The sequence below is a fragment of the Streptomyces sp. GDS52 genome, assembly GCF_052246875.1.
In the GTDB taxonomy this organism is placed as follows: Bacteria; Actinomycetota; Actinomycetes; order Streptomycetales; family Streptomycetaceae; genus Streptomyces; species Streptomyces cathayae.
This window is the reverse complement of the sequence record NZ_CM125966.1, coordinates 6,080,692-6,101,716: the sequence shown is the minus strand read 5'-3', so window position 1 is coordinate 6,101,716 and position 21,025 is coordinate 6,080,692. Positions and strand designations below refer to the sequence as shown.

Sequence of the window (21,025 nt, the reverse complement as noted above, 5' to 3'; positions counted from 1 at the left end):
GAACCGGTCGGATGCGAAATCATTCCCCGCGGCCGGCCCGCACCGAGCGCGATACGGGCCCTCACTGAGCGTGATCGGCGCACATCCGGCCCGGCTCCCACGGGCACCCGCGGCCGCACGGAGCCGGGTGGCGAGGGGCTGCGGCGGGCTGCGGCGGGTTGCGACGGAGCGGCCGGTACCCGCGTACGGCGCGCACCGACCGGGTATCACCGGAGCGGGCAGCGGACTGGAGGTCAACTGCCGGTGGCGCGCGAGGGGTTGATGGGTATGAGGTGCTGGTACGAGGGGCCGCTGGCCGCCTTCGACACGGAGACGACGGGGGTGGACGTCGAGACCGACCGGATCGTGTCGGCCGCCGTCGTCGTCCAGGACTCCCCGGGCACCCGGCCGCGGGTCAGCCACTGGCTGGTCAACCCGGGTGTGCCGGTGCCGGCCGCGGCGACGGAGGCACACGGGCTGACGGACGGGCATCTGCAGCGCAACGGCCGCTGGCCGGCACCGGTGATGTACGAGGTGGCGGAGGCGCTGGCCGAGCAGGCGGGGGCGGGCCGGCCACTGGTGGTGATGAACGCTCCGTTCGATCTCACCCTGCTGGACCGGGAGTTGCGCCGTCATCGGGCCACTCCGCTGAGCCGCTGGTTCGAGCGGACGCCGTTGCTGGTGCTGGACCCGCGGGTCCTCGACGGACATCTGGACCGCTACCGCAAGGGCAGCCGCACGCTCACCGACCTGTGCGCGCTCTACGGCGTCCCGTCACAGGGCGCGCCCGGCGCGGCGGAGGGTGCGGCGGCGGCGCTGGAGGTCACTCGCGCGGTGGGCCGCCGCTTCGCGTCCCGGCTGGAGCGCCTGTCCCCCGGCGAGCTCCACACGTTGCAGGCGGTGTGGCACGCGGGCCAGGTCCGTGGCCTGACCTCCTGGTTCGCCCGTAACGCCACGCAGGAGGCGGTGGACCCGGCCTGGCCGCTGCGCCCGGACCTGCCGACGGCCGCGTGAGGCCCCGGCCGGGAGCGTGTGCACCGGGTCGGGGCGCACAAAAAGCCGGTCCGCCTGGGGCGGACCGGCTTTCCCGGTGGGCGATACTGGGTTCGAACCAGTGACCTCTTCGGTGTGAACGAAGCGCTCTCCCACTGAGCTAATCGCCCGGGAACGGACTGAACAATACAGGTCCGGGCGCGCTTGGTTCAAACCGCTTGCAGGTGGGCGGCCAGGCCGCGCCGCCCGGCCCGCATCATGAGTGCGTGGTTCGCGCGGAAGACGGGCCGTCCGGGCCGGGCGAGGCGGCGCAGCAGGGGTGTGCGGACGTCGACCTCCTGGGCGTAGCGGGCGAGGGTGGTGCCGGATCCCCGGGGGACGACGGTCCAGCGGGCCCAGCCGTCGATGTCCCCGGACAGGGCGACTTCCAGGATTCCGGCCGCGGGGTCGCGCCTCGTCTCCCGCACGGTCGCCACCAGGGAGAAGGGCAGCACGGAGCGGATCCGGAGGATCCCCGCACCCCCGCCGGCGGTGTCGGCGAGCCGGGTGACCTCTTTCACCTGCGGCCACCAGCGGGGATAGTCCTCGACGCGTTCCAGGGCGCGGTACACGGCGGGCGCGGGCGCCGGCAGGGTCCACAGACTGCGGAAGCGGTAATGGTTCCGGTCCATGGACGGAGTGTGCCCGCCCGCGCCCGCGTCGTGCGGTTCGCTACGGCATCCGGTGGCCGAGCAGGGCCAGGTTCTCGATGGCGGCGAGGCCGTAGAGCGCGGTGTCGTTGGTGGACACCCAGGTGGCCTCACCGCCGGCCACCAGGGCGGTCGGGCCGGTGACCTTCTCGGTCCTCCAGGGGGCGGACTCCCGGTAGCCGTCGGAGGTGTAGAACTTCTCCCAGGCCCGGTCGGCTAGTTCGCCGTCGCCGGTCCGCACGGCGGCGTAGGCGTCCAGGCGGGAGTGGCCCTGGAAGAGGATCAGGTTGCCGAAGTCGCTGCCGTAGCGTGCCGTCTGTTCCGCCTTGCTCGCGTTGAAGTAGCGGCAGTAGTCGTAGTACGCCTCGTTGAACTCCGGCATGTCGACGAGGTCGATGAGTTCGGCGCACAGTTCGTTCAGGCCGAAGACGGCCGACAGGTGGGAGACCTCGACCTTCGGGGTGTCGGCCACCGCGAATCTGCCGGTGTCCAGGTCGTACAGGCCGCTGCCCTGGACGAATCCGTTGGGCTGGGCGGCGATGGTCTCCATGGTGGACAGGACGCGCGCCCTGGCCTTCCTCCACTGGGGGCCCCGGCGTTCCCACTCGGTGAGCCAGGCGGAGACCAGGCCGCTCCAGTCGGTGCCGAAGCCGATCGACAGGGCGTGGCGGTCGGGGGTGTACGGCTCGGTGCGGATCTTGCGCAGGGGGTCCAGGGCGAGGAAGGTCTCGTCGGAGTCGACGGTGGCGTGCATGAGGTCACCGACGCGTTCGTCGGCGGTGAGGAAGTAGTAGTACCGCCGGTAGGTGGTGTTGGCGATGCGCTGCTGTTTGGCGCTGTCGGCGAAGTGCTGGACGCCGTGCCGGGTGCCGAGGCCGGCCCACTTGCCGAGGTGGTAGACGTCGACCTCGCCGGTGTGGCGGGTCATGGCCTCGGCGAAGCGGAAGATGTCGGCGCGGCCGGAGCGCAGGTAGGCGTACCAGAGCCAGAGGTCGGGCGAGAGTTCGGAGTTGTCCCAGGCGTAGCCGCCGACGTCGTAGCGCCACTGGTGGCGGACGGTGTCGTACGTGTGCATGATGTCGCCGTAGTCCCAGAAGCCGTACCAACGGCGCATCTCCACCTGGTCCTTGTAGTAGGTGAAGAGGAAGTCGAGGTGGTCCTCGATCTTCGCCTTGGCCGGGGTGGAGCGGTCGGGTTCGGCGTACAGGCCCTTGCCGAAGACGCCGGCGCCGATCAGTTGCCCGGGCGGGGCGGCGAGTTGCGGGAGGACGCGCACGGCTTCGATCTGTTCGGCGAGCTTCTCGGCGGGCGGGGTCGACTCGTTGGCCCAGAAGAGGAGTTCGGAGGTACGGGCGATGCCGTAGGGGGTGCCGAACCCGGGTTCGTAGTCCTCGTAGGTGATGTTGAGGCCTTCGAGCTGTTCGGGGAAGGTGTCCTGGCCCATGCCGTCGTGGTAGAAGCGCAGGTCCATGGGCTGCGCCTCGGGCGACCAGAGCCAGAGGGTGACCTCGGCCTCGTCGGTGTGGGCGTCACGGACGTCGAGCTGGGCGGGGTGTTTCTGCCAGAAGTCGCGCAGGCCGAAGGAGAGCCCGCCGCTGACCCCGCCGACGTAGCCGAATCCGGAGGCGCGTCTGCCGCCGCCGGCCCCGATCCAGCCGTAGCCCTTCCTGGTGCGCTTGCGCAGGGCGAAGCCGTCGGCGGAGAGCTGGGCGAGGGTGTAGTCGCCCCACTCGGGGATGTACTGCAGGCGGGTGGTGACGCGTTGGTCCCAGGTGGCGGGGTCGGGCAGCTTCTCACCCGCGTACTGGGCCGCCTGCACGGCCGCCCCCGGGTCGCGGCGCAGGCCGGTGACGCCCTTGACGGCTTCGCGCAGCAGGCCGGTGTCCTCGCCGCCGATGCGGATGTGCCGGTCGTATGCCTCGTCGCGCATCGGCACGGAGAAGCGGACGCCGATGCCACGGATGAAGTCGCCGCTCGCCCTGCCGGGTTCCTGCTGTCCGTCGTAGGTGATGGTGTGCACCATGCGGAAGGAGTCGGCGCCCGCGTAGAAGTAGAGGCGGAGGGAGAAGGGGAGCCGACTGCGCTGTCCCTTGCGGTGCTTGCCGTCGATGCGGACGACGGCGCGGACCGGTCCTTCCTGTTCGACGGTGACGTCGGTGATGGTGCCGTCGAAGCGTTCGGTCCGGACGGTGGTCTGGTCGCCGTCCTCGAACTCGGGCTGGCGCAGCAGGACGAGGCGTCCGCTCCTGGCGATCTCGGTCGAGCCGCGGGTGACGGACTTAATGATCGTGGCGCCGGACTTTCCGATCCTCGCGGTGATGACGCCGGTCGATACGTCGATGGTGCCGCCGCGTTTATCGACGGTGGCCCTCTGCTCCGGTGCCGCGGGGGTGCCGGCGGTGAGGGTGAGTGTGCCGGAGCCCGAACTCACGGCGTGTGCGGTCCATTTGAGGGAGCCGTCGGGCCAGTGGGCGATTGGCCAGGACTGGACGGGTACGGCCTTGCCGTCGGCGTCGGCCAGTGCGAAGGTCCGGTCCGTCCGGTGGAGGCCCCGGGGCCAGGGCACGCCGACGGTGGAGCCGGGTGCCGCGCCGAGGCCGCCGTCCTCGAGCCAGTCCAGGGTCACGGGGTCGTCGGCGGAGGTTTCGGCTCTCGGTGCGGCGGTGGCATCGCGTGCGCCGAGTGTCCAGCCGAACTGGGCGGCGGCGCCTGCGACGGCGGCTGCCTTCAAGAGGGACCTGCGGGGGACGGGGGACATGGCCTTTCCTTTCCGTGCGGATGCGTCTCCGTGCGGACGCATCGTGATGTCAAGGGCATGACAGGCAGAGGCGCGACGCCGGGGCGTCGGCCCCGGCACGAAAGGCACCGCCCGCGTCAGCGGTGCCGGTAGCGCTCCTCCACGGCGACGGCCGCCGCCACGACGGCCCCCAGCACGGGGAGCGCGAGCGGCGCGCTGAACCAGGCGGAGCAGACCACCACGGCCAGCCCGCCGACGATCAGGAAGGAACCGGCCGGGTCGAGCACGGTGCGGCGGCCGGCTCGCGCGAGCAGCGACCGCCAGGAGGCGCCGGGCCGCCACTCGGCCGCCGCGCGCAGTCCGGCGACGACCGCCGCGATCAGGGCGAACACTCCGACGGCGGCCACGAGCGCACCACCGGGCAGCCCGGCCCGTACGGCCCGTACGTCCACCCACACCACGGCGAGGGCGGCCCACCCGGCGAGTCCGACGAGCCACCCGCCGCGCAGCGCCGACCGGAAGTCGGCCGCGAACTCCCTCAGCCCGCCGCGCTCGTGGGCGAGCCGGCGCCCGAGGTGCCGCGCACCGGCCGCGAACGCGGCGGGGTAGGTGACGAGCGGCAGCGAGGCCAGCGCGATCCACACTCCGGTGAGCAGGCACTCGGCGAACAGGGCGAACCGGCCGGTGAACAGCGACTCGCCGCGTTCCCGGAGGCCCTTGGCCCGCGCCCCGGTCATGCGCGGTTCAGTCATGCCCGGTTCAGTCATGCCCGGTTCACCTCAGCCCTTCAGGCCGGACGTGGCCATGCCGTCGATGAGGTAACGCTGGAAGGCCAGGAAGAAGGCCAGTACCGGCAGGAGCGCGACGAGGGACATGGCGATCATGCCGCCGTAGTTCGCCAGCGCCTCCTGGTCGACGAACATCTTCAGGCCGAGGGAGACCGTGTACTTGCCGGGCTCGTTGAGGTAGATCAGCGGGCCCATGAAGTCGTTCCAGGCGTTGATGAAGGTGAAGATGGCACTGGTGATCAGCGCGGGACGGCACAGCGGGAGCACGATCGACCAGTAGATGCGGAAGTGCCCGCAGCCGTCGAGGCGTGCCGCCTCGTCGAGTTCCCTGGGCAGGTTGCGCATGAACTGCACCATCAGGAAGACGAAGAACGCCTCCGTGGCCAGGTACTTCCCCAGCAGGAGCGGGGTGTACGTGTTGATCATGTCCATGTTGCGGAAGAGCACGTACTGCGGGATGAGCAGCACGTGGTACGGCAGCAGCAGCGTGCCGATCATCAGCGTGAAGAGCAGATTGCGGCCGGCGAACCTGATCTTCGCGAAGGCGTAGGCGGTCAGCGAGCAGGACACCACGATCCCGATCACCGAACCGATCGCGAGGAAGAGCGAGTTGAAGAAGAACGTGGAGATGGGGATGTCCGCGATGCCGTCGGCGAGGCTGGTGTAGTTCGAGGTGATCGGGTCGCCCGGGAAGAGGTCCAGGCTGCCGACGATGTCCTCGCTCTTCTTGAACGACCCGCCGATGACCCAGATCACCGGGTAGAGGATCACCGCGAGGATCGCCAGTGACCCGAGGTGCCAGGCCAGTGAGCCGGGCAGCCTGCGCCGGAAGGCCGTCGTCCGCGGGGGGCGGACCGGTGTGACGTCGGTGGTCGAGGGGGGCACCCCCTGATCGAGCGAAGTCGAGAGATCGGGGGAGCTCATCGGCCGCCCTCCTCGTAGTGCACCCAGCGTTTCTGGGACCAGAACAGCACCGCGGTGACCAGGGCGACCCCGACCAGCAGCATCCACGCCATGGCGGAGGCCAGGCCCATCCGGCTGTTCTCGAAGCCCTGGACGTACAGATAACAGGTGTAGACCATCGTGCCGTCCGCGGGACCGCAGGCGTTGCCTCCGGCACCGCCGCCGACGATGTAGGCCGAGCTGAAGATCTGGAAGGAGTGGATGGTCTCCAGCAGGACGTTGAAGAAGAGCACCGGGGAGATCATCGGCAGGGTGATGTTCCAGAACTGCCGCAGCCTGCCCGCCCCGTCGACGTCGGCCGCCTCGTACAGCTCGCGCGGCACCTGCTTCAGACCGGCCAGGAAGATGACCATGGGGGCGCCGAACTGCCAGACGGTGAGCGCCACCAGGCTGTAGATGATCAGGTCCGGGTCACCGGTCCAGCCGCCGACGTCGACGCCGAAGAGCTTCTGTGTACGGTCGACGATCGCGTCGTCGGAGAAGATCGCCTTCCACACGATGGCGACGGAGACGCTCGCCCCGATCAGCGACGGCGCGTAGAAGGCGGCCCGGTAGAAGGCCTGCCCGCGCCGCTTCTGGGCCAGCAGCAACGCCACCCCGAGCGCGGCGATCAGCTTGATCGGCGTACCGACGGCCACGTACCAGAGCGTGACCTGCACCGAGTGGCGCCAGCGCGGGTCGGCGAACATCTCGGAGAAGTTGTCCAGGCCGACCCATCGGGGGGCGTCGAACAGGTTGTAGTCGGTGAACGCGAAGTACAGGGAGGCGATCATCGGGCCTGCCGTCAGCAGCAGGAACCCGGCGATCCAGGGGGACATGAAGAGGTAGCCGGCCAGGTTCTCCCGGCGGCTCCGCCGCTTCAGGGCGGCGGGGCGCGGGGACTTCACCGGACCGTGCCGCGGCTCGGAGTCCCGGGCCGGGGCCTCCGTCGCAGGGGCGTGTGTCACGGCGGTTCCCATCAGCCGGTGAGAGCCGTCTTCGACTCGGTGAAGAACTGCTTGACGGCGTCCGCCACGGAGCGCTTGCCCAGGCCCAGTTCCTCCGCGATGCGCAGGAACGCGGCCTCGCAGATGTCGGCGCCGTTCGGATGCGGGGTGATGGGCTCCAGGACACCCGCGTCGACGAGGGACTCCTCGTAGGCGGCGATCGCCTTGTTGACCGGGTCGGTCGGCCGGTACGCGTCGTACTGCGCCTGCGTGGCGGGCACACCGCGGTCGTATCCCATGATCTTGGCGACCTCGGGATCGTGCACCATGAAGTCGATGAACCGAGCGACCTCCTCGGGGTGCCGGGTGCGCTTGGAGGCGCTCAGCATCAGGGAGCCGAGGTACTGGCCGGTCTTCTTGCCGTCCGTGGTCGGGACGGGCGCGAGACCGTACTCGCTCTTGCCCTCGGAGGTGTAGCGGACGGTGAAGTTGTCCCAGGTGAACTCGGATCCGGCGAGTTCGCCGGAGAGCGCCGACTTGGGTTTGATCTGGGCGGCCTTCCTCGGATCGGCGAACAGGCCGGACCTGACGCCCTTCTCGGCCTTGGTCCACCACCGGGTGAGATCCGCCTCGGTGAATCCCAGACCGTCCTCGGTGAAGAACGCCTTGCCGTTCTGCCGCAGATACAGGTCGTAGAGGTACATGACCCCGTACATGCCGCTGTCCCCGGCCCGCCCGGCCCTGTCCCGGATCCTCGCCATCGCCTCGTCGAAGTCGTCCCAGGTCCAGCCCTGTTCGGCTGTGACACCGGCCCGGGCGAAGACGGGCTTGTCGATGACCAGGGCCATCGAGTTCGAGCCCACGGGCACGCCGAGGAGCTTGCCGTCGATCTCACCGAACTTCTCCAGGCCCGCCCGGAATCCCTCCATGGAGAGGTGGCCGGCCTCGACCTGCCCGCTGAGGTCGAGCAGAACGTTCTTCGCGTCGTATTTACGCAGAAATCCAATGGCATTCTGGAACACGTCCGGTGGATTCCCCCCGGAGGCCTGCGTGTTGAACTTCTTCCAGAAGTCGGTGTACGGCTGGAAGTCGGTCTTGATCTTGATCTTCGGGTGTTTCTTCTCGAAAAGCGCGATGGTCCTGTTGATGCGCTCGGCCCGGTCCTCGGCACCCCACCACGAGTAACGGAGCGTCACCGTCCCGTCTCCCGAGTCGCTGCCGCCACCGCAGGCGGTGGCGGTGGCACCCAGCCCCGCGACGGCCAGCGAGGCACCCGCAGCCTTGAGGACCGTCCGCCTCCCGACCCGCCCCCCGACCCGCTTCTCCGTGGTCTCGCCATTCTCGCCCTGCCGCATACGAGTCTCCCCGCGACGTCGCGTCCGCCTCATGAATCGTTTCAAGTAAGCGCTTGCTGGCACAAGGTACGGAGGGCCCACGGGCGCGTCAATGATTCGGACAGGAATTGCCGGGCGCGGTGATCGGGCGCGGCCGGCGACGACCCTTCGCTCCCCCGCGGGCGGGGGCGGAAAAAGCCAGGTCTGCGGAGGTGTGACCGACGGACCGAACACCGGAAGGCCCACCGGGACACGGACCCGGGAAGGTCACGGTTGAATGAAGGGCGACACCGGCACCACCGGCACCACCGACGACACCGTCACCACGGATAACGCAGCGGACACGGACGGGGCGGTCGCGCCGCCCCGCGCAAACGCGGTACGGCCCGGCTCACCGATGGCGAGCCGGGCCGTACCGCGATCCGGTGGGCGATACTGGGTTCGAACCAGTGACCTCTTCGGTGTGAACGAAGCGCTCTCCCACTGAGCTAATCGCCCGGACGCAGGAAGAACATTACCCCATGTCAGCCAGTGCCCGTGACGGTCGGGGGGCCGGTCGCCGCACCCCGTCCCGGCTCACTGGTTCTCGATCTCCCAGGGCAGCGCAAGGCCGAACTTCCACAGATAGGCCCCGGTCAACGCGGCCGCGATCACCAGGCCGATCGAGGTCAGGATGATGTTCCGGCGCCGCACCCGTGGATCGAGGGCGCGCTGCGCCGCCTCGGTGACCTTGCGCTTGGTCCACCGGAGCACCAGCTGGGCCCAGACGAACTCCGTCGCCCAGATCGCCATGCCGGCGAAGATCACCACCCACCCCGGTCCGGGCAGCACCAGCATGGCGGCACCGGCCGCCACCACCGCGAGTCCCACGATGAAGACGCCGACCTGCCAGCTCACGTGCAGGGCGCGCCGCGCCTGGACGAACGCCGGCGCCCGCGAGCCCAGCGCACGCTCGTCCTTCACCTGGTCCGCCCCGTCCGTCCCCGCCCGATCCGCCGTCATGGCCGCCTCGCCGGGTGAGTCACTCCCCGTGTTCATACCGCCGAACACTACCGGAGCCGATCCGGTCACCGGAACGGGCGCACCGGGCGAACGACCTCTCGGCCGGTTGAGTTACGTATACCGATGCAAAACCCCCAGAGGGGTTTACAACGGCACCGTAGGTGGCATGTCGATTTCGCCGACGTGCGAATCCCCGAGCGCACACTGAGCGAAAGGCCCTGGCGCTTATGAACACCACGGTCAGCTGCGAGCTGCACCTGCGCCTCGTTGTGTCGAGCGAGTCCTCCCTGCCTGTCCCCGCAGGCCTGCGGTACGACACGGCCGACCCCTACGCCGTGCACGCCACTTTTCACACCGGAGCCGAGGAGACCGTCGAGTGGGTGTTCGCCCGCGACCTCCTCGCCGAGGGACTTCACCGCCCCACGGGCACCGGCGACGTCCGCGTCTGGCCATCGCGCAGTCATGGTCAGGGCGTCGTCTGTATCGCCCTGAGCTCCCCGGAGGGGGAGGCCTTGCTCGAGGCCCCGGCGCGGGCTCTGGAGTCCTTCCTGAGGCGCACGGACGCCGCCGTGCCTCCCGGCACGGAACACCGGCACTTCGATCTCGATCAGGAGCTCTCCCACATCCTGGCGGAAAGCTAGGGAGGGTTCACCGAACCGCCCGACGCCGTCGACTCGGGGAGACGGCGCGGGCCCTGACAGCCGTGCGACGGCACACACCGGCGCCGACACCGCGGGGCACCGCGGGCGGCGCCGTTGTGTTGCGCCCACGTCCCGGCCGAGCGGGTGACCGGGAGCCCTGACCGGCTTTCCCGCGGCGCCTTTCGAAGCCATGTGCGGGCCGGACAGCGGTCGGGGGTCGCGGGAGCCACTACCATCGGCCAGCATCGGCGGGCGCCCGCCCGACCCTCAGGCCAGGGAGCGAATCGTGCTGATCACCCACGACACCCGGTGCGCGCTGGACACCGTGGTGGATCTGGTGAACACCGCACCGGAGGACGACTCGGCACCGGACGGACTTCCGGACGTCGCGGCGCTCGAGAGCTTCGTGCACTCGCACCAGGTCAGCGAGGTCGGGGTACTCACGGAGTTCGACCTGTCGGCGGTGCGCAGGCTCCGCGGACGGTTCGCGGCGGTCTTCGCCGCTCCCGAGGCCCGCGCCGCCGCCAAACTGATCAACGAACTGGTCGCGGCCGCGGGCACCACGCCCCGGCTCACCGATCACGACGGCTACGACTGGCATGTGCACTACTTCGCCCCCGGCGCCTCGATCACCGACCACCTGGCCGCGGACTGCGGAATGGCGCTGGCCTTCTTCGTGGTCGCCGGTGAGCGGGAGCGCCTGCGGCGCTGCGAGGCCCCGGACTGCCGGCACGCCTTCGTCGACCTCTCCCGCAACCGTTCGCGCCGCTACTGCGACAGCCGCACCTGCGGCAACCGCCTGCACGTCGCCGCGTACCGCGCGCGGCGCAAGGAGGCGGCGGGCTGACCGCCGGGCTCCCCGGACCGGGCGGACACAGCGGGCCCGGACACGGGTGAGCCTGTTGAAGCCGGCAGGCCCGGTGGGGGGACGGGAAGGGAATCGATGCCGTGCCGACGCGGTCCCGACGGGTGGCGCCGGGTACCGCGGGTACGGCTCACAGCCACAGCAGGTCGTGCAGGGCAGCCGTGAGCAGCAGACACCCGATCACCGCAAGGAAGATCATCAGCGGTGGCTGGGAAAGGGCGAAGAGGCATCCGCGCGGCTCTTCCTGCGGCGGCGCGGCCTCGCTCTGTGTCGTGTCCAGCATCTCGCGGCGATCATGGCGCATCGGAAGCGCCCGACGCGATCACCACTCAGGGAGTGAACGCGAGTTCACCGATTCCGTGACCTACGGCCCGGATCGTGATCGTTTACGGGCGTTCCGGGACCGGCTGTGACGTTTCAGCCGTTTCCCTCCGATCCAGCCCGCGGCGCTCCTCTCACCTGCGGAGCGGCACCTTCATATGCCGTGCTTCTTGAGGATCGCCTCGATGTCGCTGAAGTCGTCGTCGCCCCCGGCCGCGGGCCGGGACGCCGGGCGGGAACCCTGGCCCAGCGAAGGCGCCGAGGCCTTCGGGGCCACCGCCCCGGGCTGCGCGGCCGCCCCGGCCGAGCGGCGCTCCTTGCGTCCCTTCCGCTCCTCGCGGGTGCCGCCGCGACGGCGCTCCACCGCCCGCGTGGTCATGAACAGCACCCAGGCCAGGCCCAGCAGCCCGAAGCCGGCCCAGGCCGTGGGACTGAAGGCGGTGCCGGCCAGCCACTCGACGACGCCGGTCATCACCAGGCCGATGGGAACGAGGGAGTAGGCGGCGATGCGGGTCGCGGCGAGGAAGCGCTTGCGCCATGCCGTGATCAGCGCGATACCCAAGCCTGCCGCGGAGACGGCGGCACAGACGGTCTCGGCAATCATCCGGTCCTCCAGGCAGGGTCGGTTCGGTGGCGACGGGCACGTGCCGACAAATACGTGACAACAAGCACTCCGTGCCCTTCCATCCTGCACCTTCCGGCCCTCGTCGGGCCACGCTCCGATCGCAGATCAGGGACATCTCCGGGTCGGCTCCTCCCCAGGTGCCGGTGCGCCGTACCCCCTCGTCGGACCCGGTGCGGACGATCGTCCGAGGTCCGATTGGGTGCCGTGGGGCGGGGCTGGGAGACTGTCGGCCATGAGTGACTCCTCCCCCGACCGTACCGCCGCCCCCGTCCTCGACGTGTGGTGCGAGCTGCAGTGCCCGGACTGCCGCGGCGCTCTCGACGATCTGCGCGCCCTGCGTGCCCGCTACGGCGACCGCCTGGAAGTACGGCTGCGGCATTTCCCGCTGGAGAAGCACAAGCACGCCTTCGCCGCCGCGCAGGCCGTCGAGGAGGCGGTCGAACAGGGGCAGGGCTGGGCGTACGTCGAGGCCGTGCTGGGGCGGGTCGAGGAGCTGGCCCGTGGGGGAGAGCCCTTCCTGGTCCAGGTCGCCCGGGAACTCGGACTGGACGCCGAGGAGTTCGACACCGCGCTGATCGACGGCCGGCACATCCTGATCGTGGACGCGGACCAGGCCGAGGGCAAGGCGATCGGGGTGACCGGCACCCCGACCTATGTCATCGACGGCGAGCGCCTCGACGGCGGCAAGAGCCAGGAGGGCCTGCGCGAGCGCATCGAGGAGATCACGGACCGGCTGCTGGCCGGGCAGTAGGCACGGACCGGGGCCGCCCGGCCTGCACGGGCCGGCCCCCACCTGCCACGTGGCCCCGTCACAGCAGGTGCTTGTACATCGCGTACCGCGTCGTCCGGTAGCCCAGTGACGTGTAGAGCCGCTCCGCCGGGGTGTTGCCCGTGAAGACGTTGAGTCCGATCGCCCGTTTCCCGGCGGCGACCGCCTGGGCCTCGGCGAGCCGCATGAGGGAGCGTCCGTGTCCCTGGCCGCGGTGCGCGGCCCCGGTCTCGACCTCGAACACGAACGCGCGCTCCCCGCGCACCGCGAGCCACAGTGTGCCCACGGGTGTGCCCCGGTGTTCGAGGACGCTGAGGAGCATGCCCTCGGTCCTGAGGCCGTCGGGCAGCAGGGCGGCGTGGTCCCCGGCCGCCTTGGCCCGCGCCTCGGCCTCCGGCACGCCGCGCTCGATCCAGCTCCGCGCGTAATCCGCCTCGCTCTCGGCGGACCACGGGCCGTACTCGGCATCGGTCATCGGCCGCGCCCTGCTGCCCTCCGGCAGGGCGGGCGGGGCGTCGCCCAGCACCTTCTCCATGGCGCAGTTGCGTACGACGTAGCCGAGCGCCGTGGCGAGGCGGAAGGCTGCGTCGGCACCGGGATCGGCGGGGACGCTCGCCTCGATGCGGCGGCAGCCCCAGCTCCGCGCGATCTCCTCGGCGGCGAGCGCGGCCACCGTGCCCCGGCCGCGTCTGCGGTCCGGCTCCTCTATCCGCAGACTCATGATCCGGGCCACGGCGCCACCGGAGACGGGCTCGGTACCGAGGCGTACGCGCCCGACGGGACGGCTGTTCACGCACACCTGGTAGCGGCGGGAACGCGTGCCGTCGGGATTTCGCTGGAGCGGCTCGGCCGGCCGCAGGGTCGTGGTCATCACCGGTGTTCTACCCACTGCGGCCCGTCGGGTCAGCCGAATTCCAGAGTGTTCACGGATCGAGGTCGGCCGTGGCGTGCTCGTCGAAGATCCGCATGGCCTTGGCGGTCACCGGACCCGGCGCGCCCGGCAGTTCACGGTCGTCGACCCGGTGCACGGCCTGCACGTCCCGCAAGGTGGAGGTGAGGAAGATCTCGTCGGCCCGCTGGAGGACGTCCATCGGCAGATCGGTCTCGGCGGCGCCGGTCCACTCGACGGCCAGCGCCCGGGTGATGCCCGCGAGGCAGCCGGAGGCGACCGGCGGGGTGTGGATCTCGCCGTCCAGGACGACGAAGACGTTCGAGCCCGTGCCCTCGCAGAGCCGGCCGACCGTGTTGCCGAACAGCGCCTCGGAGGCGCCCTGTTCGCGGGCGCGGGCGAGGGCGACCACGTTCTCGGCGTAGGAGGTGGTCTTCAGGCCGGTGAGCGCGCCGCGTTCGTTGCGGGTCCAGGGGACGGTGATCACGGCGGTGGAGTCGGGGCGGCGGGTGGTCCCGTCGAGGGCGACGACGAGGGTCGGGCCGTGATCGCCACGGTCGGAGCCGAGGGGGCCGTGGCCGCCGGTGTAGGTGACGCGCAGCCGGCCGAGCGGCACCGGGTTGGACTCGAGGACGGCCGCGCAGGCGTGGCGGACCTCGTCGGCGTCGGGTTCGGGCAGGCCGAGGCCGCGGGCCGAGCGGGCCAGCCGGTCCAGATGCCGGGTCAGCGCGAACGGCCTGCCGTTCACGGTCTTCACCGTTTCGAAGATGCCGTCGCCCACGGTCAGTCCGTGGTCGAAGACGGAGACGCGGGCGGACTCGGTGTCCTGCAGCCCGCCGTCGAGCCAGATCTTCACCTCTAGGTCCCTTCACTCACCTCGTACCCGCCCGACGCTACCGCGAGCAGCCGGGACGCCTTCAGTTCGGTCTCCCGCCACTCCCTCTCCGGGTCCGATCCCCAGGTGATGCCGGCGCCGGTGCCGAACCGGAGCACGGCGGCGCCGTCCGCCCGCCGGTCGATCCAGAAGGTACGGATGCCCACCGCCAGCCCGGCGGTGCCCCGGTCGGCGTCGACCCAGCCGATGCCGCCGCAGTACGGACCGCGGGGCGTCCGCTCCAGGGCACCGATGATCCGCAGGGCGCTCGACTTGGGCGCGCCGGTGACCGAGCCGGGCGGGAACGCGGCGGCGAACAGCTCGGGCCAGCCGGCCCCGGGCCGCAGTTCGCCCCGCACCGTGGACACCAGGTGCACCAGCCCCGGATGCTTCTCGACGGCGCACAGGTCGGGCACCGTGACGCTGCCGGTGGCGCAGACCTGTCCGAGGTCGTTGCGGACGAGGTCCACGATCATCACGTTCTCGGCGTGGTCCTTGTCCAGGAGGTCGGCCTCGGTGCGCCCGGTGCCCTTGATCGGCCCGGACTCGACGGTCCGCCCCGCGCGGCTCAGGAAGAGCTCGGGTGACGCGGTGGCGATCTCCACACCGTGTCCGGGCAGCCGGATCGTTCCCGCGTACGGGGCCGGGTTGCCGCGTGCCAGCAGGGCGGTGAGGGCGTCCACGTCGGCGTCGGCCGGGATGGGAGCGGAGAGCACCCGGCAGAGGTTGGCCTGGTACACCTCGCCGGCGGCTATGTGTTCACGGATCCGCCGGACGCCGGCCGTGTACGCCTCGTGGTCGAGGGAGGACGTCCAGTCGCCGACGGCGGGCCCCCGCCAGCCGCCGGGCACCGGCGCGGGCACCGGCTGCTCGCGGACGTCCCGGAAGCGTGCGCAGGTCAGACGGCCCTCGAAGTCCGCGCAGACGGCCCAGAAGCCACGGGAGTCCAGTGCCGCGGGATCGTCGGTGACGTCGAGGAGTCCGGTGGCCACGCGGCTGCCGAAACGGGCGAGGGGCGGGAGATCGAGCACGTCGTCGAGTCTATGGCGGGGGACGCCGAGGTGGCCTGGCCGTGTCCGTGGGCGGGCGCAGCGCAGCACGCTGCACAAACGGGTTTTTGTACTGGCCCCGGAATCCGCTAGAGTTCACCACGTCGCCGGGACGCGGAAGCCGACCGGACCGACAGGCGGACGTAGCTCAGTTGGTAGAGCGCAACCTTGCCAAGGTTGAGGTCGCGAGTTCGAACCTCGTCGTCCGCTCGAAGGAACGGGGGCCTCCCGGGCCCCCACGCTCCTGGTGGAGTGGCCGAGAGGCGAGGCAACGGCCTGCAAAGCCGTCTACACGGGTTCAAATCCCGTCTCCACCTCCATGGACGATTAGCTCAGCGGGAGAGCGCTTCCCTGACACGGAAGAGGTCACTGGTTCAATCCCAGTATCGTCCACTGGATCTTCGGATCCTCCGCGCGATTAGCTCAGCGGGAGAGCGCTTCCCTGACACGGAAGAGGTCACTGGTTCAATCCCAGTATCGCGCACGCACCGTCCGTGATCCGCTCCTCGGAGCGATCGTGGTCCCGAGGACGATTAGCTCAGCGGGAGAGCGCTTCCCTGACACGGAAGAGGTCACTGGTTCAATCCCAGTATCGTCCACCACCCCGGAACCCCCCGGCCGCCGAGCGGCCGGGGGGTTCCGTCGTCCTCGGGGTGCGGTCAGGACGAGAACAGCATGCGGCCGAAGCCCTTGTTCCGGTGGTGGCCGTAGTGGTGACCGCCGTGCGGGGCGCCCCAGGCGGGCTGCGGTGCCGCCGGGTACGCCTGCGGGGCGGCGGGCGGCACGGGCGGCGGCGCGGACTGGGACCACTGGGCCTCCAGCCGGGTCAGCGACTCGAGTTCGCCGTAGTCGAGGAAGATGCCTCGACAGCCGCTGCACTGCTCGATCTGGATACCGTTGCGGTTGTAGGTGTGCATCGGCGCACGACACTTCGGACACTGCATGTTCGGTCAACTCCTCGCCGGTCGGCCCTGCTTCGTGTTTCGCCAGGACAGACTCTGTCCGGCTGCGGTCGGTTGCACCCTACTTCGTCGACTTGTGCGTCAACTGGCCCGGGATCGCGGCCATTCGCCGACAGGCGTCGACCACGGCACGGTCCAGCTCGTCCAGGTCCCGCCCCTCCGTCACGGCCTTGGTGACCGTTCGCGCGGCGGTCTGCACGGTGAGGGCGCGGGCCGGGACGTCCAGGACGGTCCAGGGGTCGTCCCCCGGGCCGAAGGCGGTGCCGCCCGCGGCCCGGTAGGCGTCGAGGAGCCGTGTCCATTCCTCCCCCGGCAGCAGTCCGCAGGCGAACCAGGCCGCGGGGCGTGCGAGGTCCCAGGCCGGGGTGCCCGCGCCGAGATCGTCGATGTCTATCAGCCGCCAGGGTCCCTCGGGCAGGCGTACCAGCTGGCCCAGGTGGAGGTCGCCGTGGCACAGGGCGGCCGGCCGCGGCATGGGGGCCTCGGCGCGCGCCCAGGCGGGCAGGGCCGCCCAGGCCCGCAGCACGGGAGCCGCGGCCGGGTGATCGCCGACGGCGCGGAGCCCGGCGACGGCACGGGCCGCCTTGAGGGGGCCGCGCATCTTCGGTACCGCCTCGGGCAGGGGTGCGCGGTGCAGCAGGGCGAGCAGGGTGCCGACGGCCTCCCAGGGGGCGGCGTCGGGATCGTCCGGGTCGACCGGGCTGCCGTACGGCCAGAAGGTCACGAGGCGTCCGTGCAGGTCGGCCGGTGCCGGTCCGAGCGGGGGCAGGAACACGTCCGGGAGCCCGGCGGAAACGGTGAGGCGCCGGGCCAGCTCACCGGCATCGGTGTCCGGGGCGTGGGCCTTCGCGACGGTGTCCGCGTGCCGGACGACGGTGCCGTCCGGGCGGTCGGCCAGGGCGCCGGTCGCCCCGCAGGGGCAGGTGGGGGTGCGGGTGTGGGCGATGTCCTCGGCCCGGGCGGTGAGTTCGGGAAGGAGGGCGGTGACTGTCACGGGTCTCCCTGGGTGCGGCCTGGGGAGAGGGTACGCGGTGGCTGCTGGAGCACGAACCGGCGTCGGCCCCGGTGGCGCGAGGGAGGAAGCGAGCAGGCGAGGCAGCGGCGGCACGGCTCACCGCAGTGACGAGGCACCGGCGGGCGGCGGCAGCCGCGCGCTTCGGTTCAGGCACACAAAAGTGCCGGCGCAGCTCCCCAGCTGCGCCGGCATTTGTGCCGTCCGCCGCACCCCCGTCCCCACGGGGTTTCATGGGTGGATGTCCCCGCCCGGACCGCTCTTCCGGGCCTGGGGTCGCCGTTCAGCGCCCCAGCATCTCTCCCACGGACGACGCCTGTGTGGCCACCGTCTCCCACCCGTCGAAGACGAGGAGGAGCAGGACCGCCAGGGGGAGGGCCATGAGCGTCGCCACCACGGGGTGGCGACGGCCCTCGCGGCGTGGGCGGAACGCGGCGGTGCCCGCCTGCTGTACCCGCGTGCGGACGAGTGTCCGCGGTGCCGTGTGGGCCATGACCCCTCTCCTGACCGTTTCTGTTGTCATGCTGCTTCAGATGCCTCTGTGTGCCTTGGACAGCGGCGGGCGTCCGACCTCGGGGGACGAGTACCGCACCCGCTGCTCAACCTCAAATCTAGGGGCCCGGCGCCGCCCGGACGTCATGCCCTCGTACCGATTACCGGGCCTCCCGGAGGATGAGCCGTGCCCTGCGGTGTACTCCCCTGGGTGGAGACGGACTCCTCCATGTCAGGGACATCCCCGAGGGGGCGGCCGCTGCGGGCCGCCCCGCCCGTCCCCTCGCCTACTCGGAGGCGTCCGCCCTCGGCACCGGCTGCTCGACCAGCGCGAGCACCCGGTTGGCCATGAAACGGGCGGTCCGCACCACCGAGCCCGTACGCGTGACTTCACTCACTTCCACCACGCCCCGGCACACCGCCGTCTCCACCCTGCGGCCCGCCCTGCTCGCCACCACCTCGTACGTCCGCGTCGTGTCCCCCGCGTCCACGACTATCTCCACACGATCACCCTTCACTTGATCAATCCCCCTTCGGTGTCAAGTGGTTGGGATCATGCTCGGGCGCGGGCCCGGTCTGCTCGCGCCTTTCCCGGCCACTCTTCGAGTCTCCCACCCGCCACTGACAATCCGTCGTCGTGAGAGGGCGCGGCCTCTGCGCACGGGCGCCCGGGGAAACGTAAGCTGAGGCACGTCACAGGACCGGGCAGCGGGGATGAACATGGCGATGATGCGCCTGAGGCGCGAGGACCCGCGCGTCGTCGGCTCTTTCAGACTTCACCGACGGCTCGGTGCGGGCGGGATGGGCGTCGTCTACCTGGGCTCCGACAAGAAGGGGCAGCGGGTGGCGCTGAAGGTCATCCGGCCCGATCTGGCGGAGGACCAGGAGTTCCGTTCGCGGTTCGCCCGCGAGGTCTCCGCCGCCCGCCGGATCCGCGGCGGCTGCACGGCCCGCCTGGTGGCCGCCGACCTGGACGCGGACCGGCCGTGGTTCGCCACGCAGTACGTGCCCGGCCCGTCGCTGCACGACCGGGTGGCCGACGGGGGGCCGCTCGGCGCGGCCGAGGTCGCCGCGGTCGGCGCGGCCCTGTCGGAGGGGCTGGTCGCCGTGCACGAGGCCGGGGTGGTGCACCGGGACCTGAAGCCGTCCAACATCCTGCTGTCCCCGAAGGGGCCGCGGATCATCGACTTCGGCATCGCCTGGGCCACCGGCGCCTCGACGCTCACCCACGTCGGTACGGCGGTCGGCTCCCCCGGCTTCCTCGCCCCGGAACAGGTGCGCGGCGCGGCCGTCACCCCGGCCACGGACGTGTTCTCGCTGGGTGCCACGCTCGCGTACGCGTCGATGGGCGACTCGCCCTTCGGGCACGGCAGTTCCGAGGTGATGCTGTACCGCGTCGTGCACGAGGAGGCTCATCTGCACGATGTCCCGGACGCGTTGGCGCCGCTCGTCCGTGCCTGTCTGGCGAAGGACCCCGAGGAGCGGCCCAGCACCCTCCAGTTGTCGCTGCGGCTCAAGGAGATCGCCACGCGGGAGGGCCAGGGCTTCGCCGACGTGCGTCCGCCCGCACCCCGCGGCGCGGAGCCGGAGCGGACGACCGGGCGGCAGTCCGGCAGCTATCCGGACCGCGTGCAGCGTCGGGCCCCGGGTCAGCAGGGCACGTCCGGGGGGCGGGCCACTCCCCCGCCGTCCGGGGCGTCCGCCGGACGCGGTGCCGCTCCGGCCGGGAGCGGGCCGTCGCCGCGGCGCGGCGACCGGCGGGTGCCCGCGGCGCGCGGGGGCGGCGCGTCACGCGGGGGCAGCACGTCACGCGGAGGCGCCTCGCGCGGTGGTACGCCGTCCCGGTCCGGCCCGCGGTCCACGTCGGGGTCGCGGAACCCGTCCCGGTCGGGCACCGGCTCCCGCCGTCCCGGGCCCCGGACGGCGGGTGGCGGGCTGCGGCCGGCCAATCCGCGGCTGCTCCGGCAGCGGCTGTTCGTGTTCGTCGTGGTGACGTTGGTCGTCGCGGCCGGCATCGCCCTGATCCAGGGCTGCCAGGGCCCGGCACACGGACTCGGCGACGGCGGCACCGGTGTGCGGACCCAGCAGGAGCAGGGCGGCTACGCGCCGCGGGCGCCGGGCGACCTCATGGCCGAGCGGTACGCGTCGACGCTGGACCGGGACGGCTGATCCGGCCGGGATCCGGGCCCGCGCTCACCGGGGCCCCCGTCTTCGACTCGCTTCGGCACCCCTCACAAGGCCGGTCGGCCCGTCGCCACCGCGTAGAAGGCGACCGCGGCCGCGGCGCCCACGTTGAGGGAGTCGACGCCGTGGGACATCGGGATGCGGACCCGTTCGTCGGCCGCGGCCAGGGCCCGGGTGGACAGCCCGTCGCCCTCCGCGCCCAGCATGAGGGCGACCCGGTCCATCCGGTGCGGGGCGACCTCGTCGAGGCTCCGGGCCTTCTCCTCGGGTGTCAGGGCGAGGAGGGTGAAGCCCGCCTCGCGGACCGTTTCCAGGCCCTTGGGCCAGTTGTCCAGCCTGGCGTACGGAACGGAGAAGACCGCGCCCATGGAGACCTTGACGCTGCGGCGGTAGAGCGGGTCGGCACAGTCCGGGGAGAGCAGGACCGCGTCCATGCCGAGGGCGGCCGCCGAGCGGAAGATCGCGCCGATGTTGGTGTGGTCGTTGACCGACTCCATGACCACCACCCGGCGGGCGGTGCGCAGGATTTCGGCCGCCGTGGGCAGCGGCTTGCGCTGCATGGAGGCGAGCGCGCCGCGGTGCACGTGGTAGCCGGTGACCTGCTCGGCGAGTTTCGGGCTCACGGCGTAGACCGGGGCGGGGAGTTCGTCGATGACGTCGCGCATCGCGTCGACCCACTTGGCCGAGAGCAGCATGGAGCGCATCCGGTAACCCGCGTCCTTGGCGCGTCTGATGACCTTCTCGCCCTCGGCGATGAACAGGCCCTCGGCGGGTTCGCGGGTGCGGCGCAACTCCACGTCGGTCAGGCCCGTGTAGTCGTGCAGGCGCGGGTCGTCGGGGTCCTCGAGGGTGATGAGATCGGCCACGGGGGTGATACTGCCTTGTCCTGGATGGGTGCCGACGGCCGGGACCGGCCGTGTTACCGAGGGTT

Annotated in this window: 22 protein-coding genes and 7 tRNA genes; 10 read left to right on the top strand and 19 right to left on the bottom strand. The window is 71.4% G+C overall.

The genetic code is table 11. The features are described 5' to 3' along the window. The first annotated feature begins 267 nt into the window (after positions 1–267). Positions 268–993 (top strand): exonuclease domain-containing protein, encoded by a 726-nt coding sequence (locus tag ACTWJ9_RS27910; RefSeq protein WP_279337022.1) that lies wholly within the window; start codon positions 268–270, stop codon positions 991–993. 77 nt (positions 994–1,070) lie between these two features. Here the strand turns inward: ACTWJ9_RS27910 and ACTWJ9_RS27905 are convergent. The 9 genes from ACTWJ9_RS27905 to ACTWJ9_RS27865 all read right to left on the bottom strand — a co-directional run bounded on the left by ACTWJ9_RS27905 (position 1,071) and on the right by ACTWJ9_RS27865 (position 9,447). Further along, a tRNA-Val gene (locus ACTWJ9_RS27905) sits at positions 1,071–1,142 on the bottom strand. A 39-nt stretch (positions 1,143–1,181) separates the two neighbouring features. Continuing rightward, positions 1,182–1,643 (bottom strand): SRPBCC family protein, encoded by a 462-nt coding sequence (locus tag ACTWJ9_RS27900; RefSeq protein WP_387039711.1) that lies wholly within the window; start codon positions 1,641–1,643, stop codon positions 1,182–1,184. A 40-nt stretch (positions 1,644–1,683) separates the two neighbouring features. Beyond that, positions 1,684–4,419 carry an exo-rhamnogalacturonan lyase family protein gene (locus ACTWJ9_RS27895; protein WP_443294908.1) on the bottom strand — a complete coding sequence of 912 codons (2,736 nt, stop codon included), beginning with the start codon at positions 4,417–4,419 and terminating at the stop codon, positions 1,684–1,686. A gap of 116 nt (positions 4,420–4,535) precedes the next feature. Then, positions 4,536–5,135, bottom strand: coding sequence for a hypothetical protein (locus ACTWJ9_RS27890; protein ID WP_443295929.1), 600 nt, complete (start codon positions 5,133–5,135; stop codon positions 4,536–4,538). 42 nt (positions 5,136–5,177) lie between these two features. After that, positions 5,178–6,110 (bottom strand): carbohydrate ABC transporter permease, encoded by a 933-nt coding sequence (locus ACTWJ9_RS27885; RefSeq protein ID WP_279337019.1) that lies wholly within the window; start codon positions 6,108–6,110, stop codon positions 5,178–5,180. After that, on the bottom strand, positions 6,107–7,108 hold the full coding sequence (locus ACTWJ9_RS27880; RefSeq protein WP_387039709.1) for a carbohydrate ABC transporter permease: 1,002 nt from the start codon (positions 7,106–7,108) through the stop codon (positions 6,107–6,109). Before ACTWJ9_RS27880 ends, ACTWJ9_RS27885 begins: the two co-directional genes overlap by 4 nt. Beyond that, on the bottom strand, positions 7,108–8,430 hold the full coding sequence (locus tag ACTWJ9_RS27875; protein ID WP_387039707.1) for an ABC transporter substrate-binding protein: 1,323 nt from the start codon (positions 8,428–8,430) through the stop codon (positions 7,108–7,110). Before ACTWJ9_RS27875 ends, ACTWJ9_RS27880 begins: the two co-directional genes overlap by 1 nt. A gap of 405 nt (positions 8,431–8,835) precedes the next feature. Continuing rightward, positions 8,836–8,907 (bottom strand) — tRNA-Val (locus ACTWJ9_RS27870). Between the two features lie 78 nt (positions 8,908–8,985). Beyond that, a complete protein-coding gene (locus ACTWJ9_RS27865; protein ID WP_279337016.1) occupies positions 8,986–9,447 on the bottom strand; it encodes a TIGR02611 family protein in 462 nt (153 codons plus the stop codon). Between the two features lie 191 nt (positions 9,448–9,638). Here ACTWJ9_RS27865 and ACTWJ9_RS27860 point away from each other — a divergent pair, with 191 nt between their 5' ends. Continuing rightward, entirely contained in the window at positions 9,639–10,052 is a 414-nt protein-coding gene (locus tag ACTWJ9_RS27860) for an SsgA family sporulation/cell division regulator (RefSeq protein ID WP_279337015.1), read from the top strand. Between the two features lie 286 nt (positions 10,053–10,338). Beyond that, positions 10,339–10,899: a CGNR zinc finger domain-containing protein gene (locus ACTWJ9_RS27855; RefSeq protein WP_279337014.1), complete on the top strand. Its 561-nt coding sequence runs from the start codon at positions 10,339–10,341 to the stop codon at positions 10,897–10,899. A gap of 148 nt (positions 10,900–11,047) precedes the next feature. Here the strand turns inward: ACTWJ9_RS27855 and ACTWJ9_RS27850 are convergent, their stop codons facing one another. Further along, entirely contained in the window at positions 11,048–11,200 is a 153-nt protein-coding gene (locus ACTWJ9_RS27850; protein WP_181383571.1) for a hypothetical protein, read from the bottom strand. Between the two features lie 192 nt (positions 11,201–11,392). Beyond that, a complete protein-coding gene (locus tag ACTWJ9_RS27845) occupies positions 11,393–11,842 on the bottom strand; it encodes a hypothetical protein (protein WP_387040662.1) in 450 nt (149 codons plus the stop codon). Positions 11,843–12,095: 253 nt separating this feature from the next. On the opposite strand from ACTWJ9_RS27845, the gene ACTWJ9_RS27840 reads away from it, so the two are divergent. Beyond that, on the top strand, positions 12,096–12,614 hold the full coding sequence (locus tag ACTWJ9_RS27840) for a DsbA family protein (protein ID WP_279337012.1): 519 nt from the start codon (positions 12,096–12,098) through the stop codon (positions 12,612–12,614). 58 nt (positions 12,615–12,672) lie between these two features. On the opposite strand, the gene ACTWJ9_RS27835 is transcribed toward ACTWJ9_RS27840, so the two are convergent. From ACTWJ9_RS27835 to ACTWJ9_RS27825, 3 genes are read right to left on the bottom strand one after another with little or no spacing between them, the layout of a single operon-like run. Continuing rightward, entirely contained in the window at positions 12,673–13,503 is an 831-nt protein-coding gene (locus tag ACTWJ9_RS27835; protein ID WP_387040665.1) for a GNAT family N-acetyltransferase, read from the bottom strand. 52 nt (positions 13,504–13,555) lie between these two features. Continuing rightward, on the bottom strand, positions 13,556–14,377 hold the full coding sequence (locus ACTWJ9_RS27830) for an aminotransferase class IV (RefSeq protein ID WP_443294906.1): 822 nt from the start codon (positions 14,375–14,377) through the stop codon (positions 13,556–13,558). A gap of 2 nt (positions 14,378–14,379) precedes the next feature. Further along, positions 14,380–15,426, bottom strand: coding sequence for a chorismate-binding protein (locus tag ACTWJ9_RS27825; protein WP_443294905.1), 1,047 nt, complete (start codon positions 15,424–15,426; stop codon positions 14,380–14,382). Between the two features lie 155 nt (positions 15,427–15,581). Here ACTWJ9_RS27825 and ACTWJ9_RS27820 point away from each other — a divergent pair. The 5 genes from ACTWJ9_RS27820 to ACTWJ9_RS27800 all read left to right on the top strand — a co-directional run bounded on the left by ACTWJ9_RS27820 (position 15,582) and on the right by ACTWJ9_RS27800 (position 16,046). Then, a tRNA-Gly gene (locus ACTWJ9_RS27820) sits at positions 15,582–15,654 on the top strand. 36 nt (positions 15,655–15,690) lie between these two features. Continuing rightward, a tRNA-Cys gene (locus ACTWJ9_RS27815) sits at positions 15,691–15,764 on the top strand. Position 15,765: 1 nt separating this feature from the next. Next, positions 15,766–15,837, top strand: a tRNA-Val gene (locus ACTWJ9_RS27810). Positions 15,838–15,856: 19 nt separating this feature from the next. Beyond that, positions 15,857–15,928 (top strand) — tRNA-Val (locus ACTWJ9_RS27805). A 43-nt stretch (positions 15,929–15,971) separates the two neighbouring features. Next, positions 15,972–16,046 (top strand) — tRNA-Val (locus tag ACTWJ9_RS27800). Between the two features lie 57 nt (positions 16,047–16,103). On the opposite strand, the gene ACTWJ9_RS27795 is transcribed toward ACTWJ9_RS27800, so the two are convergent. The 4 genes from ACTWJ9_RS27795 to ACTWJ9_RS27780 form a co-directional block, all read right to left on the bottom strand. Further along, positions 16,104–16,388: a TFIIB-type zinc ribbon-containing protein gene (locus ACTWJ9_RS27795; RefSeq protein ID WP_279337008.1), complete on the bottom strand. Its 285-nt coding sequence runs from the start codon at positions 16,386–16,388 to the stop codon at positions 16,104–16,106. 79 nt (positions 16,389–16,467) lie between these two features. Further along, a complete protein-coding gene (locus ACTWJ9_RS27790) occupies positions 16,468–17,400 on the bottom strand; it encodes a phosphotransferase (protein ID WP_387040669.1) in 933 nt (310 codons plus the stop codon). A 301-nt stretch (positions 17,401–17,701) separates the two neighbouring features. Further along, complete coding sequence (locus ACTWJ9_RS27785; RefSeq protein WP_109379504.1) at positions 17,702–17,911, bottom strand: hypothetical protein; 210 nt, start codon at positions 17,909–17,911, stop codon at positions 17,702–17,704. A 286-nt stretch (positions 17,912–18,197) separates the two neighbouring features. Next, a complete protein-coding gene (locus tag ACTWJ9_RS27780) occupies positions 18,198–18,428 on the bottom strand; it encodes a hypothetical protein (protein WP_443294903.1) in 231 nt (76 codons plus the stop codon). Between the two features lie 196 nt (positions 18,429–18,624). Here ACTWJ9_RS27780 and ACTWJ9_RS27775 point away from each other — a divergent pair, with 196 nt between their 5' ends. Beyond that, complete coding sequence (locus tag ACTWJ9_RS27775) at positions 18,625–20,079, top strand: serine/threonine-protein kinase (RefSeq protein WP_279337005.1); 1,455 nt, start codon at positions 18,625–18,627, stop codon at positions 20,077–20,079. A 62-nt stretch (positions 20,080–20,141) separates the two neighbouring features. Here ACTWJ9_RS27775 and ACTWJ9_RS27770 read toward each other — a convergent pair whose 3' ends face one another. Then, complete coding sequence (locus tag ACTWJ9_RS27770; protein ID WP_279337004.1) at positions 20,142–20,960, bottom strand: TrmH family RNA methyltransferase; 819 nt, start codon at positions 20,958–20,960, stop codon at positions 20,142–20,144. Positions 20,961–21,025: the final 65 nt, after the last annotated feature.

Coding starts and splice junctions, on each gene's coding strand:
- ACTWJ9_RS27840 (WP_279337012.1), top strand. CDS start 12,096: ATGAGTGACTCCTCCCCCGACCGTACCGCCGCCCCCGTCCTCGACGTG.
- ACTWJ9_RS27910 (WP_279337022.1), top strand. CDS start 268: ATGAGGTGCTGGTACGAGGGGCCGCTGGCCGCCTTCGACACGGAGACG.
- ACTWJ9_RS27875 (WP_387039707.1), bottom strand. CDS start 8,430: ATGCGGCAGGGCGAGAATGGCGAGACCACGGAGAAGCGGGTCGGGGGG.
- ACTWJ9_RS27880 (WP_387039709.1), bottom strand. CDS start 7,108: ATGGGAACCGCCGTGACACACGCCCCTGCGACGGAGGCCCCGGCCCGG.
- ACTWJ9_RS27900 (WP_387039711.1), bottom strand. CDS start 1,643: ATGGACCGGAACCATTACCGCTTCCGCAGTCTGTGGACCCTGCCGGCG.
- ACTWJ9_RS27890 (WP_443295929.1), bottom strand. CDS start 5,135: ATGACCGGGGCGCGGGCCAAGGGCCTCCGGGAACGCGGCGAGTCGCTG.
- ACTWJ9_RS27850 (WP_181383571.1), bottom strand. CDS start 11,200: ATGCTGGACACGACACAGAGCGAGGCCGCGCCGCCGCAGGAAGAGCCG.
- ACTWJ9_RS27775 (WP_279337005.1), top strand. CDS start 18,625: ATGAACATGGCGATGATGCGCCTGAGGCGCGAGGACCCGCGCGTCGTC.
- ACTWJ9_RS27865 (WP_279337016.1), bottom strand. CDS start 9,447: ATGAACACGGGGAGTGACTCACCCGGCGAGGCGGCCATGACGGCGGAT.
- ACTWJ9_RS27845 (WP_387040662.1), bottom strand. CDS start 11,842: ATGATTGCCGAGACCGTCTGTGCCGCCGTCTCCGCGGCAGGCTTGGGT.
- ACTWJ9_RS27895 (WP_443294908.1), bottom strand. CDS start 4,419: ATGTCCCCCGTCCCCCGCAGGTCCCTCTTGAAGGCAGCCGCCGTCGCA.
- ACTWJ9_RS27835 (WP_387040665.1), bottom strand. CDS start 13,503: ATGACCACGACCCTGCGGCCGGCCGAGCCGCTCCAGCGAAATCCCGAC.
- ACTWJ9_RS27885 (WP_279337019.1), bottom strand. CDS start 6,110: ATGAGCTCCCCCGATCTCTCGACTTCGCTCGATCAGGGGGTGCCCCCC.
- ACTWJ9_RS27860 (WP_279337015.1), top strand. CDS start 9,639: ATGAACACCACGGTCAGCTGCGAGCTGCACCTGCGCCTCGTTGTGTCG.
- ACTWJ9_RS27785 (WP_109379504.1), bottom strand. CDS start 17,911: ATGGCCCACACGGCACCGCGGACACTCGTCCGCACGCGGGTACAGCAG.
- ACTWJ9_RS27795 (WP_279337008.1), bottom strand. CDS start 16,388: ATGCAGTGTCCGAAGTGTCGTGCGCCGATGCACACCTACAACCGCAAC.